The sequence below is a fragment of the Rhodohalobacter barkolensis genome (assembly GCF_002834295.1).
Taxonomy (GTDB): Bacteria; Bacteroidota; Rhodothermia; order Balneolales; family Balneolaceae; genus Rhodohalobacter; species Rhodohalobacter barkolensis.
Genome location: NZ_PISP01000001.1, coordinates 1,551,788 through 1,566,765, shown reverse-complemented (window position 1 = coordinate 1,566,765; position 14,978 = coordinate 1,551,788). Strand labels below are relative to the sequence as shown.

At 42.2% G+C, this 14,978-nt stretch carries 8 protein-coding genes; 7 read left to right on the top strand and 1 reads right to left on the bottom strand.

Annotation, left to right across the window (positions count from 1 at the left end):
• Positions 1–9 precede the first annotated feature (9 nt).
• Positions 10–3,669: a multifunctional oxoglutarate decarboxylase/oxoglutarate dehydrogenase thiamine pyrophosphate-binding subunit/dihydrolipoyllysine-residue succinyltransferase subunit gene (locus tag CWD77_RS06565; RefSeq protein WP_101072569.1), complete on the bottom strand. Its 3,660-nt coding sequence runs from the start codon at positions 3,667–3,669 to the stop codon at positions 10–12.
• A 329-nt stretch (positions 3,670–3,998) separates the two neighbouring features.
• Here CWD77_RS06565 and CWD77_RS06560 point away from each other — a divergent pair, with 329 nt between their 5' ends.
• From CWD77_RS06560 to CWD77_RS15475, 7 genes are all read left to right on the top strand, one after another.
• Positions 3,999–5,792, top strand: coding sequence for a M3 family oligoendopeptidase (locus tag CWD77_RS06560; protein WP_101072567.1), 1,794 nt, complete (start codon positions 3,999–4,001; stop codon positions 5,790–5,792).
• Positions 5,793–5,806: 14 nt separating this feature from the next.
• Positions 5,807–7,270 (top strand): GAF domain-containing protein, encoded by a 1,464-nt coding sequence (locus CWD77_RS06555; RefSeq protein ID WP_101072565.1) that lies wholly within the window; start codon positions 5,807–5,809, stop codon positions 7,268–7,270.
• Between the two features lie 18 nt (positions 7,271–7,288).
• Positions 7,289–8,464, top strand: a complete 1,176-nt coding sequence (locus CWD77_RS06550; RefSeq protein WP_101072563.1) for a phosphopentomutase — start codon at positions 7,289–7,291, stop codon at positions 8,462–8,464.
• 165 nt (positions 8,465–8,629) lie between these two features.
• Complete coding sequence (locus tag CWD77_RS06545) at positions 8,630–9,484, top strand: sigma-70 family RNA polymerase sigma factor (RefSeq protein WP_101072561.1); 855 nt, start codon at positions 8,630–8,632, stop codon at positions 9,482–9,484.
• Positions 9,485–9,608: 124 nt separating this feature from the next.
• The gene (locus tag CWD77_RS06540) at positions 9,609–12,491 is read left to right on the top strand and encodes a ligand-binding sensor domain-containing protein (protein ID WP_101072560.1); all 2,883 of its coding nucleotides are present in this window, start codon (positions 9,609–9,611) and stop codon (positions 12,489–12,491) included.
• A 21-nt stretch (positions 12,492–12,512) separates the two neighbouring features.
• A complete protein-coding gene (locus CWD77_RS06535; protein WP_101072558.1) occupies positions 12,513–13,145 on the top strand; it encodes a response regulator transcription factor in 633 nt (210 codons plus the stop codon).
• Positions 13,146–13,414: 269 nt separating this feature from the next.
• Positions 13,415–14,914: a hypothetical protein gene (locus CWD77_RS15475; RefSeq protein ID WP_133120194.1), complete on the top strand. Its 1,500-nt coding sequence runs from the start codon at positions 13,415–13,417 to the stop codon at positions 14,912–14,914.
• The last annotated feature ends 64 nt before the right edge of the window (positions 14,915–14,978 follow it).

The following is a 14,978-nucleotide window of genomic DNA, read 5'->3' as shown; positions in this document are numbered from 1 at the left end:
TGTGATTGACTACGCGTTGAGTGCTTTTTCTATCAGGTTCCGCTGTTCAACTTCATGGATCTTCTTCTGTCCGGCTGCAGGTGAAGCAGATGCTTGTCGCCCGGCATAGGTTAGATTTTGTCCTTTCTTCAGAACTTCCATAAAACGGGTTGCAGCGAAGTTCCAGGCTCCCATATTTTTAGGTTCTTCCTGGCACCAAACAATATCTTTCACATGTTTCATCTCTTCCAGATAGCCTGAAATATCTTTATCCGGGAATGGATAAAATTGCTCCAGTCTTGCCAAAGCTACATTATCAAGACCTCGTTCTTCACGCTCTTTATAAAGATCGTAGTAGACTTTACCGGAACAGATAACAATCCGGTCTATAGATTTTGGATCTTCAACTTCCTGATCTTTTATGAATGGCATGAATTTACCATTTGCCAACTCTTCTACATTACAAACCGCCAACGGATGTCTCAATAAGCTTTTTGGAGACATAATGATCATTGGCTTTTTATTCTCTTGCAAGGTCTGCTTACGAAGAGCGTGGAAATATTGGGTTGGTGTGGTCAGATTGGCAATCTGCATATTATCTTCAGCACAAAGCTGTAGGAATCTTTCCAATCGGGCAGAAGAGTGCTCCGGTCCCTGACCCTCATATCCGTGTGGAAGTGTCATGACCAACGCCGATTTTTGCCCCCATTTCGCTTCAGAAGCAGAAATGAACTGATCGATGATGACCTGAGCACCATTCACGAAGTCACCGAACTGAGCTTCCCAGATGACCAGTGCATCCGGTTTGGCAGCGGAGTACCCAAACTCATATCCCAAAGCGGAAAATTCACTCAAAAGACTGTTGAAAGGGAAAAAAGCCCCCTGATCTTCTTCGAGATTATTTAACGGGATAAAACGCTGAGCTGTCTCCGTTCCGTGAAGTACAACATGTCTGTGAGAAAATGTGCCTCGTTCAACATCCTGACCGGTCAAGCGGATCGTTCTGCCGCTTTTTAACAGAGACCCAAATGCGAGTGCTTCAGCAAAACCCCAATCAATTTTCTTCTCATTCTTCTTCGCTGCATCAGCCCGCTTGGCAAGCTGACGAAGAAGTTTAGGATTCGCATCGAAGTTTTTAGGAACAGTATTGAGTTTAACTGCAATCTCTTTTAGTTCCTCAATAGAGTACGTCGTATCCGGGAATGTGTCTCTCTCTTTCTGTTGCTCTTCGGTCCGGTCGAGCATTTTGTCTGTAACTTCGAGAGCAGGAGAGCTTTTTGCATCTTCAAATGCCTCATTCAGTAATTCATCAAATTCATCAAAAATAGCCTGAATTTCCTCTTCGCTGAATTCTCCTTTTCTAAGCAGCTCTTTTACATAGATGTCGCGCACCGGATCATGATTGTCAATCTCTTTATACATACCCGGTTGTGTGAACGCAGGTTCATCACCCTCGTTATGGCCATGCTTACGGTAGCAGATCAGGTCGATAACCACATCCTTTCCAAATTTCTGACGATACTCGATAGCTAAATTCATCGCATGAACAGCGGCTTCCGGATCATCACCATTTACATGGAATATCGGTGCTAGAATCATTTTCGCCAGATCGGATGCGTATTCAGTAGAACGGGCATCTTCTGGCAGAGTGGTAAATCCAATCTGATTATTGATGATAACATGTATTGTGCCGCCCGTTTCATACCCGCGAAGTTGCGACATATTGAGTGTCTCGGCTACAACGCCCTGACCTGCAAATGCAGCATCTCCGTGCATCAATACAGGAACTATTTTCTTACTGGCATCATCTTCACCTTCGTAGTGATCCTGGTTGGCACGAGTAGCACCCTCAACCACCGGGTTTACAGCTTCAAGGTGACTTGGGTTCGGCAGGAGTTCAAGCTCAATGGCTTTGCCGCTCTTGGTTTCGTAAGAACCTTTTGATCCCAGGTGATATTTCACGTCACCGGAACCCTGTATTGTATCCGGATCGATATTCCCTTCAAAATCGGCAAATACCTTGCGATAGGGCTTGTTCATGATATTCACAAGAATATTCAATCGACCTCGATGAGCCATACCGAGGAAAAACTTCTCAATGTCTTTTTCACCCGCCTTCTCCATCAGAAAGTGCATCATCGGGATTAGGGTTTCAGCACCCTCAAGGGAGAATCTTTTATGCCCTATATATTTTTTATGCAGAAATTGCTCAAATGCCATCGCCTGATTGAGCTTATGCAGAATATCCTCTTTCTGTTCTTTAGAAAGGTTTGGCTTGTTTGTGGTAGACTCCATGGTCTCACGCAGCCATTTCCTCTCATTAAGGTCAAGGAGATGCTTGTATTCTGCCCCAATTTTTCCACAATACGTACTTCTCAGAAGCTGAATAATGTCTCTGAGTTTGGCAGTTTTCTTGCCTCCCAGTCCATCACAGAAAAACTCCCGGTCCAGGTCCCAAAGAGTGAGGCCGTAATACTCGAGATCGAGCTCCGGGCTTTGACCCGGTCCTGAACCAAGCGGATCGAGATCGGCAAGTACATGGCCGCGCATGCGATACATGTTGATGAGTCTCCATACCGCAATAGCTCGTCGGTCTTGTTCTAATGTATTGGCCTTTCCGCTCAGCTGACCTTCATATTTATCTTCTCCGTACGGTAAAGGCTGATACGGTATTTCAAGGTCACGGAAAATGGTATCATAAAAATCTTCTTCACCGTTTAGCAGCTGATGAACTTTCTGCAAAAACATACCGGATTCCGCACCCTGGATGATTCTGTGATCATACGTGCAAGTCACCGTCATTACTTTACTCACACCCAGTTGATTGAGCACATCTTGCGCCATCGACTGGAATTCGGCGGGGTAATTAATGGCACCGGTAGCAATAATGGCACCTTGACCTTTCATAAGTCGTGGAACTGAAGATACTGTGCCGATGGTACCCGGGTTGGTAACACTGATTGTAGTGTTTTGGAAATCTGAAACTTCAAGGTTGCCGTTTCTGGCCTTATCAATTATTTCTGCGTAGGCATACAGGAACTCTTTAAAGTTCATCTTGTCAACGCCCTTAATATTCGGAACAACCAGATTTCTGGATCCGTCTCTGCTTTCCAGGTCAACGGCAATTCCCAGATTAATCTGACCCGGATTCACTCGATAGTGAGCTCCATCTTTTTGAGCGTAGTAGGCGTTAATGCTCGGGAAATCCTTGAGTGCACGGATTACAGCCCAAGCGATAAAATGCGTAAAAGAGGCTTTCGGTTCACCTCGTTTCAGCAGATGAGTATTTACAATAGAGCGATCTTCGGTAAGCATCTTAACCGGAAGAACACGCAATGAGGTAGCTGTGGGCACCTCAACACTTTCATCCATGTTTTCAACAATCTTGGAGGCAACCCCTTTGATCTTCTCCAATTCAGCGCCTTCCGGAATGGTTGGTTCCTGAGTCTCTTTTTTAGGCTTGGAAGGTTTAGGCTTGGATGGCTCTTTTTTAGTTTCGGTCTCTTTCTTTCTCTCTGATGGTGCAGGTTTCTTTGTAGTCTGCTCAGGTGCTGGAATTTCATTGCCGTCAATCTGGTCGAAGTACTTACGCCAGTGATTGGGAACAGAGTCAGGGTTAGACTGATATTGTTCGTATAGCTCTTCTACCAGAGCTGAGTTGGGTCCAAATACAGATTCAAGTGATTTCAAAACAGCAAATTGGTCTTTAATTGGGTTTTTAAAATGTATGGCAGATTGTTAACTCACAATCTCTTCTTTGTTGTAATAATTTAAACGCTTACTCGTCTTTAAATTCGAGAAATAAAATCGACTTACAAAAACGGATGTAATCATTTTAAGACGCCTTAAGCTTAAAAAGCTCATAAGTGTCTAAATTAACCATTTAACTATTAAAATACGATGAATATCGGTTACTTTTATGACGAGAACCAGATCTTAAATCCTAGTTCATCAAAGGCATTTCATTCGTTATATTCATGCAAAAATAAATACCGAATTTTTAATAATTGGCTTGATCTATGAGCAGTAAAAATAAAACAGAAACAGGGGCAGAGAATGTAGCATGGGATCTTTCGGATCTTTACAACTCGCCGGAAGACCCTAAGCTGGCGGAAGATAAAAAACAGCTTCTCAAAGAAGCGGATGATTTTTCAGATAAATACCACAGCAAGATTGAGATGCTTTCGGCGGCAGAATTTGCCGATGCACTGAGAGCGTACGAAAAATTGATTCAGCGCGCAGGTAAAATTGGATCCTACGCACATTTGATCTGGTCTACCAACACAGAAGATGCCAAACTTGGGAAATTACTGCAGGAAGCCAATGAATTGGGGTCTGAGCTGAGTCAGAAGTTGGTTTTCTTTGACGTGGAGTGGATGAAAGTTGAGGATGAGAGAGCCCAGGAATTGATCAACTCTAAAGAGCTGGCTTCCTGGAAACATTATCTTTGCGTTTCAAGGATGTACAAAGATCACACGCTATCTGAAGATGCAGAACAGGTGATGAGTGCGAAATCTGTAACGGGTCGTTCTGCCTGGAACCGATATTTTGATGAGACTCTTGGAGCAGCACGCTTTGAGCTTGACGGTGAGGAGATGACGGAACAGCAGGTTTTAAGTAAACTTCATAATCCGGATCGGGAACTGAGAAAAAGAGCACACGAGTCTCTTACAAAAACCTTTACACAGCTATCCCGATCACTTACATTTATTTTTAACACACTTCTGGCGGATAAGCACACCAATGATAAACTTCGTGGATATGAGAGCTGGATCTCATCCAGAAACCTCTCCAATCAAACAGATAACGAAACGGTAGATGCGCTGATATCTGCGGTTACCGGCCGGTATGAACTGGTTCAGCGCTATTACAAGCTAAAGCGGAATCTGCTTGGAGTTGATGAAATGTTCGACTACGATCGATATGCTCCGATTGCAAAAAATCGTGAGACTGTAAAATGGGATCAGGCTAAATCGATGGTATTGGAAGCGTATGGCGATTTCCATCCTCAAATGAAATCGATTGCATCAGAATTTTTTGATAAGAAATGGATTGATGCGGCGATCAGGCCCGGTAAAAGAGGAGGTGCATATTCGGCGAGTACGGTTACCAACGTACACCCTTATGTTTTTATGAATTTTGATGGCCAGTTACGGGATGTGCAAACCCTTGCGCATGAGCTGGGTCATGGAGTGCATCAATATCTTTCAAGAAAACAGGGAGAATTACAGTCCTCAACACCATTGACTACAGCAGAAACGGCATCCGTTTTTGGAGAAATGCTGGTTTTCAATAAGTTGATGGAGAGTATTGATGATCCAAAAGAGAAGCTGGCACTGTTAATCAGTAAAATCGATGATACCATTGCAACGGTTTTCAGGCAGGTTTCGATGAATAGATTTGAGGACAAAATTCACACCACACGTCGTGAAAAGGGTGAACTTACAACAGAAGAATTTTCAAACCACTGGCTGGAAACACAGAAAGATCTTTATGGGGATTCGGTAACAATCACAGACGAATACAAATTGTGGTGGTGTTATATTCCTCACTTTTTACATACGCCGGGCTATGTCTATGCTTACGCATTTGGGGAGTTATTGGTGCTGGCGTTATATGACGCTTATAAAAACCAAAAAAATGGATTTGCAGATCGATATATTGATCTCCTGGAAGCTGGAGGTTCAGATTGGCCTCACAATATTGTGAGTAAAATGGATATCGATATTAAAAGCGCCGATTTTTGGAACCGCGGATTAGATCTGTTTGAATCTATGGTTGAGCAGGCAGAAGAACTGGCAGATACCCTATAAAACAACATATTTTAATGGATAATAAGCGAGAAGAAAAAGCACTTTTCGAATTTAAGCACGCCGTTGAAGACATCATGCAGTTGCTGCGTAAATCGACTGAAGCTGATACGGTGTATATGTATTGGGTGAACCGGACACGCAAGCAGTTTGTACTGGAAACAAGCTCCACCATTCTGCCCAATGTGATGTTTAAAGACAGGGTCGATTTTGATGAGTATTTCCTCGATGATTTTAAAGAGATTGATCAGATTATTCAGCTCAAGGTGGAAGAGGAAGTTTCTGTACCCGATCTGTCACATTACCACGATCATGTGCCGGTTCGTTTTTTAACACTCGTCCCATTTATCAATAACCGGGAAACGGTTGCCGTAACTGTCATTGAGACGGAGTTCCAGATCAATCTGACTGACTATGAAGATGTACTTTCTTCTTACAGAAATGCGCTGGTTAACTTGCTGAATACCTACCTGGAGCTTACAGATCTTTACGAAAACGAAAAAGAGTGGACCAGATACGATGAGGCATTAGAGAAAATCACTCCAAAAATGCATAAAGCTGAGATTTTTGAAGTGATGGTTTCAGAGATGCAAAAACTGCTCAGATCCGGAGGAGTTACTGTCGTTGCCCGGGGAATGGACAGCTGGTGCAGTATCTTCAGATCCGTTCAATCTCCAGATTTCCCTGCGCTTGGTCTGTTGATGGAAGAAAAAAGTGTTGCTTATGATGCACTTCAAAAAGGCAGAGATGTTTTTTCGATTCACTTCAATCAAAATCCGAAACGAATTTCAAGCAGAGAGAACGGAACCGATGGGGTAACGTACGCAATCCCAATTATGATTCAAGACCGTCGTCATGCTGTTGTAATTGCATACGATAAGAACCCACTTACATTCAAAGATTCAACAAAACATAAGTTGAAGAACCTGGTTCGGACGGCGTCTTTGTCCATCCAGATTAATCAAGGCAAGGTAGATGTAGACAAAGATATTTTAACCAGTGAGTACGGCAGTTTTATCCCGGAGGTTTGGGAGCAGACATTGGCTACTCAAATTAAACGAGCGGGGAAAACGGATGAGAAAACCTGGTTTGGATTTGTTACGATTGATAATCTGCCTGAGCTGCGATCCCGTTTCAGACTTGAAGATTTAAAACGTCTGCAGCGTTCTATAGTCAATATTTTAAATCCGGGGCGTTGCGGGTCTACAGGATTTATTGGTTTTAATTCAGACTATATTTTTTCTGCAATTATTACCGGCAAGGATGAACAAACATGTGCAAAATGGATATCTGCCGTTGATTCAAAACTTGAAAAGCCCGTGGAACTACTGGGCGGTCAGAAGATCGATCTTTCATTAACCTATGGAATGATTGAGGTGGAACCGGACGGTGGGGATGTTTTTGAACAGATCAGAAAGGCAAAAAAAGCGTTGTCGGACACAATGCAGGAAAGAGAAACTCGTTCAGCGAGTAATTTTTAAAAAAATAGACGATAAAGAATGCCACGATTTTTCGCTGTAGTTATTGATGGCCTTGGTATTGGTGCTCAGGAAGATGCTGCTCAATATGGAGATGAAGGGACCAACACTCTGGCTCATGTTTTAAAACATACAGGTGCAAAATTGCCAAACTTGGAGCGCCTTGGGTTGGGAAATATCGAACCGCTCTCTTCTGTCGATGAATACAGTGAGCCATTGGGAAGTTATGGGAAAATGAGAGAGTTATCTGCCGGGAAAGATTCTACGACAGGACATTGGGAGATTGCCGGAATTCATTTAGACCAGCCTTTTCCAACATACCCGGAAGGATTTCCGGAGGAAGTGATTCAAAAATTCTGTGAAAATACAGGAACCGACGGAGTTCTTGCTAATCTTCCATATTCGGGAACAGATGTAATCCGGGATTACGGTGAAGAGCACATGAAAACCGGGAAGCCTATCGTATATACTTCTGCAGACAGTGTGTTTCAAGTAGCTTGTCATGTAGATGTAACTCCATTGGATAAACTTTACAGTTGGTGTGAATTTGCCAGACAGGAAGTAATGGTTGGAGAGCATGGGGTAGGGCGTGTGATTGCGCGGCCATTTCATGGTGAAGTGGGAAACTTTGAACGCTTATCGGATGACCGACACGATTACTCTCTGAATCCGCCAAAACCCAATTTACTTTCGTTATTGCAAGAAAAAGGTGTCAAAACCTATTCTATTGGCAAAATTGTTGATTTGTTTGCTGAAGAGGGATTTGATCAATACCGACGCACAAAGAGTAATGCGGAAGGAATATCTCAAACACTCAGCCTGATGAGTGCCAAAATTGAGAACAGTTTTGTATTTGTGAATTTAATCGATACCGATCAAAAATATGGACATCGACAGGATCCGGATGGATTTGCGTCGGCGCTTGAGGAGATAGATCGTGCTGTACCGGCGATGATTCAAAAACTTGAAGAAGGAGATGTACTGATATTTTTGGGAGATCATGGAAATGACCCCACCGATTACAGTACTGATCATACCCGTGAATTTGTCCCATTGATAGCTGTAGCCGGATCAAAAAAGCCGGGTAAGGATTTAGGTATCAGAGAAACTTTTTCGGATGTTTCAGCTTCTGTACTGGATTTTTTTGAAATTGAAAATCCGCTGCCGGGAACTTCTTTTCTGAATGGGGTTTTATAGTCAATTCATTTGCTTAAACCTGTAAATCGAATTTCAAAAGAATACATTTTGTTTGTATCTTAAGCAGTTCGAGTTTAGGGTGATTAACAACATTATTCATCGCTGCTCGTTGCATTATCAGATCATACAGGCGCAAGCACAACTTTAAAGAAATCTATTTATAACGTGGCAAAAAGTTCAGGAATTTCTACCCGCGAATCTGAATCTTTAGATCGATACTTACACGAAATAGGAAAAGAGAAGCTCATTACCCCCGACGATGAAGTTCGTTTGGCCAAAGAGATTCAAAAAGGATCACAGAGAGCACTCGAAGAGCTTACCAAAGCCAACCTACGTTTTGTTGTTTCCGTTGCAAAACAGTATCAGAATCAAGGATTATCACTCGGAGATTTGATTAACGAAGGTAACCTCGGTTTGATTAAGGCTGCAAAGCGTTTTGATGAAACCCGTGGTTTTAAATTTATCTCCTATGCTGTATGGTGGATTCGACAATCTATTCTTCAGGCACTTGCCGAGCAGAGTCGTATCGTTCGATTGCCACTGAACCGTGTTGGTGCATTAAACAAAATTGGTAAAGAATTATCAAAGCTGGAACAGGAGTACGAACGAGTACCTTCTGCTGCAGAACTTGCTGAAAGCCTGGAAATGACTGTTTCTGAAGTGGCTGATACCCTGAAAATTTCAGGTCGCCATCTTTCAATGGACGCACCGTTTGCTCAGGGTGAAGACAACCGTCTGTTGGATGTACTTGAGAACGAAGAAATTCCAAATCCCGATAACGATCTGATGGGTGAATCCCTGAAGGTTGAAATTGAACGGGCACTTTCAAAACTGACGAAGCGTGAGGCAGAAGTTATTCGTCTCTATTTCGGTATTGGTCGTGAACACTCATTAACTCTCGAAGAGATAGGTGAGCGATTTGACCTGACGCGGGAACGTGTGCGCCAAATTAAAGAGAAAGCGCTGCGTAAACTGCGTCATCATAACCGAAGTGCTGCGTTAAGGGCATATCTCGGATAATCAATTCTCTTTTAAAAGAAAATTTAGATCAGAAAAGCTCCGGATTCGGGGCTTTTTCTGTTTTAAGAGCTATTCACATGAATATGTGATTTGCAGGTAAATGATAAGTTGTTAGCTTTCCAAGATGAATCTACGGCTAACTTTTACATTTACGATACTTATCACTCTTTTAGGGTTGGATATGCTGTCGGCCCAGCTTCTGCCATTTCGTTCCTATTCTATTGAAAGCGGGTTGAGTGAATCCGGCGGACACGACTTGCTGCAGGATTCTAAAGGGTATATTTGGGTGGCTACAGGTTACGGGCTCAACCGTTTTGATGGACAAGGATTTCGTCAATATTATGAGGATAACGGCCTATCCAACAACCGGGTGCATTCACTCCTGGAGCATTCTGATAAGAAAATATGGGTTGGTACGGAATCGGGAATATCCATTTTGGAAAATGACTCCCTGGTTACACCGTCATATCTTGCAGAATTAAGCGGTATTCCAATACAGGATATGTTTGAAGATCGCCAGGGAAATGTGTGGATTGGTACCTCCACTTCCGGATTGTGGAAACTGAATCAAAATCGGACACTCCAGCACGTATCAGAAGATAAATTTCCTTCCATTGTAAATGTGGAAGCGATTGGACAAACTGAGGATGATGCCATTTGGGTAGCTTCAAGAGAAGGATTGTTACGATTGGAGGGAGATCAGTCACACCAATTTTCGGAGCAGGATGGATTAATGGCAGACGAATTTTTAGCCATTACAGTCGATAGATACAACCGGGTTTGGATTGGTTCAACGGAGGGTTTAATTCGCTATGACCACGAATCATTCAGGCTTTTTGGGAGTGAAGAGGATTTGAATAATCTCCAGATAACTACCATTGCAGTTTTGAACTACAGTACAATTTGGGTGGGAACAGAGGGGGGACTTGCCAGGTTTGATGGCAGTCAATTTACCAATTATACCCGCGAGCAAGGTTTACCTGTAACTATTATTCGTTCTACAATGATTGATCGGGAAGGCAGTTTGTGGATCGGTACATTGGGATCGGGCATTTCATACTACTCGGGACCGCTATTCCAGAGTTTTAATATCGATACGGGACTCCCAAACAATGTTGTTACAGGATTTATTGAAGACGAAGAGAGCAACATTTGGATTGCAACTTATGGAGGCGGCATAGCAGTGTACGATGGGGATGAGTTAACTGTGATGGATGAATCTGACGGGTTAGTGGATAATAAGGTCTATACTTTTTATAAGGATACAGACGGACGCATTTGGATAGGCACGAGCAATGGGATCAGTATTTATGATGACGGACGATTTGAGACTTTTGAGGCTTTTGGAATTAATTTTAGATCTGTCAGAAAAATACATCGGGATGACAGTAGCGGGCATCTTTGGATTGCAACCTATAACGACGGACTTTACCACCTGAGGGAGGATGGGTACGATCACTTTAATACCTCCAATATATTTCCGAATAATACGGTAATGGACATCAAAAAAGATGATGAGGGGATCTATTGGTTTGCTACATATGGGGGTGTTGCAAAGTACGATGGAGAAAACTTCGAATTCATCACAATTGCAGATGATTTACCCAGCAATGGTGTGATTCACATTTATATTGACCATGAAGGCGATAAATGGTTTTCTACTTTTAACGGCCCGGCTAGGTACACAGATGGACAGGTTGAACGCTTGGTCCGGTCAAGACAGATTGATACGATATTCTATTTTGCCATTCAGGATGCTGCAGGGCGTTATTGGTTTGGTACAAACAGAGGGATGATCCTTTTCAGGAAAGATGATTTTTACGCAGCACAAACAGAACTGGACAGAATATTTTCGTATCGCTACTTTACTACAAATCAAGGTTTAATTGCCAATGAATTAAACGCCGGGGGATCTTTCCTGGCTTCTGATGGAGCACTTTGGCTTGGAACTGTAGAAGGGCTTAGCCGTTTTGATACAGATTTAATTAGAGAGAATAATTTAGCTCCTGGACTCGAATTTGAGGAGATTTTGATTAGTGGGAATTCAGTAGACCCGAATCGGGAGTATACCTTTACTCATGACCATAATTTTTTACAGGCTTCGTTTTCCGGTTTAACCTATGATGCACCGGAGCAAGTCATTTATGAATATCGACTTCGCGGTTATGATCAGGAGTGGCAAATAGGAAGGGAAAACCTTGTTCGATATCCTTCATTACCTTCAGGTGAATATCGTTTTCAGGTGCGGGCATTTAATGCCGACGGTGCCGGTGGTGAAAAAACTGCACAGTTTTATTTTACAATCTTACCGCCGTTCTACTTTCAATGGTGGTTCATTCTGTCGATGCTTACCCTATTTATCGGGTTTGTAATGTTTATTATCCGCTACTATCGTGTTCGAAAACAAGTTGATATTGAAAAGATGCGTGTACAAATTGCCAGTGATTTGCACGATGATGTAGGCTCGTCCCTGACCGAACTTGCTCTTCAATCAGATTTTCTTCAGGCATTTAAAATCAGTGAAGAAATGCGAAGCACCCTAAAGCAGATGGGCGAACAGAGCCGAAAAATTGTAACAAGTCTTGATGATATAGTATGGTCTATTGATGCCCGTAATGATACTGCCGGAGATTTAACAGATCGGATGCAGGATTACGTTAATCAAATGTTTAATAATGGTAAATTTGAAGTGCTGTACCATTTTGAGGAACTGGATATGGATGAAAAACTTCCGGTTCAGATCAAAGAGAACATCTATCTCATATTTAAGGAAGCTGTCAACAATATTGTGAAGCACTCAAATGCAACACGTGCAGATATCAGGTTCTCTTTTAATGGAAGGGATTTTGAGTTGTTAGTTCACGATAATGGAACAGGTGCAGATATAAATCGTAAAACCGGTCAGGGATTGAATAATATCCAGATGAGAGCCACTCGGATTGGAGCAGATGTAGAGATCGACTCGGAAAAAGGTTTTTCCATTCATGTGATGGGAAAGGTAGAATAAGAATGAGAAGGAGGAGGCATTATGATTAAAGTTGGAATAGTTGAAGACAACAAAAAGATCAGGAATTTGATCCAGCGCTATCTGGATATGCAGGAAGGAATCAGTTGTGGCGTCGCCGTAGATTCAGTAGAGGAAATGCTCGATTATTTAAAGAAAAAAGAACATCCTGATATTCTTCTAATGGATATTCAGCTGCCAGGCATGACCGGGATCGAAGGAATTGGAATTATTAAACAGGACTACCCTGAAATTGATATCATTATGTTGACGGTTTATCACGATTCTCATAAGATATTCGATTCGCTGAAAGCCGGAGCTTCAGGTTACTTATTGAAGCACACGTCACTTCCTGAAATTAAAGAGGCTGTAGAGGATTTGGCAAAGGGTGGGGCCCCTATGTCACCTCAAATTGCGCGGAAAGTTATTCAGTATTTCAATAAACCGGTTACCAAAAAGAAACCCGAAAGTGATTTAACACCCCGAGAGCAGGATATTGTAAACGGATTGGTGGATGGTCTCAGTTACAAAATGATTGCAGATCGTTTCGATATCTCAATTGATACGGTTCGTGCGCACATCCGAAATATTTATAAAAAACTGCATGTCAACTCCAAAGCAGAGGTTATTGCCAAGTCGCTGCGAGGTGAGATTTAGTTATGAGTTTTACGCTGTAAGTAAGAAGTGTGTGAGTGGTTAACCTGTATTTTCGTTATTCTGAATTCAAAAAACATTGATTATCATTCTTTAAACAAATTTTCGACAAATTTTGAACTGATGTAAACCAAGTACTATAATCTTTACACGTTAATTCACTAAAATTCAACATTTGCATATACTCACATGGACATGTGATACAATGTTTGAAACCAGATGTGTATTTTAACTGTTGAAGGTAGGGAACTGACAATTAGCTGGAGACTGTTATGAAAACACTAATACGAAATATCGCAATTTTAATCGCATCAGGACTATTTTTATCCGGTTGCTATACACAAGTTAAAACGGTTGAATCAGATCGTGGATACCATTCTGCATCTGCACAGGCTGAACCGGATCGTCGTGCGCCAGTTGAACAGAGAGCGGGACAGATTGTCAACGAAGAAGATTATGTAGTTGGCTACGAAGATGGCTGGGATGATGCCGAGGAGTACTACTTCAAAGATTATGAAGCTAAAGAGTGGTATTTGAATTACGGAATAGATCTGGCCCATAATAATTATGTCCGCAGATCTTACAGCTCTTATCATCATTACAGTTACTATCCATACCACTTCAGTTCCTGGTATTCACCTTCCTATTACAGATACTACGGTCCGGCTTATTATGGTCATAGCTACTTTGCCTTCAGTTTTTATCGCCCTCATTTCAGTGTAGGTTTTGGTTGGGCTTACTATGATCCGTATAGATTTTTTTACAGCCCTAGTTCCTACTATGGTGGCTATTATAGCGGATATTGGGGAGGCAGCGGTTATTATGGACGACCCATTGTTGTTTATAACACACGAACAGTAAGACGAGATTACGGACCGAGAAGTACCGGTTTAGCAAGCAGAGGCAATGTTGTTCGCAATAGATCAGCTTCAGTTCAAAATAGCAGAAGTGCAATACGAAGTAATGCAAGATCTTCTCAAGTAAACAGAAGCAGAAGTACTGTGAACAGGACTCGATCTGCCAGCTCCATTCGATCAAGAGCCACGTCGAGATCGAACAGCAGAAGTACAGTAAACCGGTCACGTACAAATACAAATCGGTCATCCGGAACAGTTAACCGTACGCGTTCAAACAATAACAGCAGCGGTTCTGTCAATCGAAACAGATCATCTTCGAACAATCGAAGCAGTGGATCTGTTAATCGACGCAGTTCATCAAACAACAGAAGCAGTGGAACCGTTAACAGGAGTAATTCATCCAGTCGGTCGTCCGGATCAAGTGCGAACAGAAACCGATCAAATAACAATGATCAGCGGTCAGCTGCAGTAAGATCCGGTTCAAACTCAAGCCGAACTTCCGTGAGTGTAGCTCCATTGTCAAAAAGTGACAGAGTAAACGTTGGTAAAAACTCGGCAGTAAGTCGCAGACCTGTTACTGTTAATCGATCTGTAAATCGATCCGCTGTAGAGCGCAGAGCTGAAAGCATCACTGTTCGGAATAGAATTACGGATAGATCAAATCGTTTTGGTAATACAAGTAACAGACAAAGCCGTTCATCAAGTTTCTTCAAATCTGTGGGTAAGGCATTAGGAAATGCAGCTGTTGAAAGAGTAACGAATACACGTAGGTCATCCTCTTCAAGTGTAAATCGTACCAGAAGCAGCAGTTCAAATCGTTCAGCTGTTAAACGATCATCAAGTAATCGATCCAGCAGCAGTGGGTCATCATCAAGAAGTCGATCTTCATCATCTTCAAACAATAGAAATAATTGATTGAGAGCCGAATGTTCTGCATTCGGCTTTTTTTACCTTCATTTTGATATTCAAGATCTATAGG

Excerpts from the sequence above, each read along its gene's own strand:
- CWD77_RS06560 (WP_101072567.1), top strand. The coding sequence starts at position 3,999 with ATGAGCAGTAAAAATAAAACAGAAACAGGGGCAGAGAATGTAGCATGG.
- CWD77_RS06555 (WP_101072565.1), top strand. The coding sequence starts at position 5,807 with ATGGATAATAAGCGAGAAGAAAAAGCACTTTTCGAATTTAAGCACGCC.
- CWD77_RS06550 (WP_101072563.1), top strand. The coding sequence starts at position 7,289 with ATGCCACGATTTTTCGCTGTAGTTATTGATGGCCTTGGTATTGGTGCT.
- CWD77_RS06540 (WP_101072560.1), top strand. The coding sequence starts at position 9,609 with ATGAATCTACGGCTAACTTTTACATTTACGATACTTATCACTCTTTTA.
- CWD77_RS06535 (WP_101072558.1), top strand. The coding sequence starts at position 12,513 with ATGATTAAAGTTGGAATAGTTGAAGACAACAAAAAGATCAGGAATTTG.
- CWD77_RS15475 (WP_133120194.1), top strand. The coding sequence starts at position 13,415 with ATGAAAACACTAATACGAAATATCGCAATTTTAATCGCATCAGGACTA.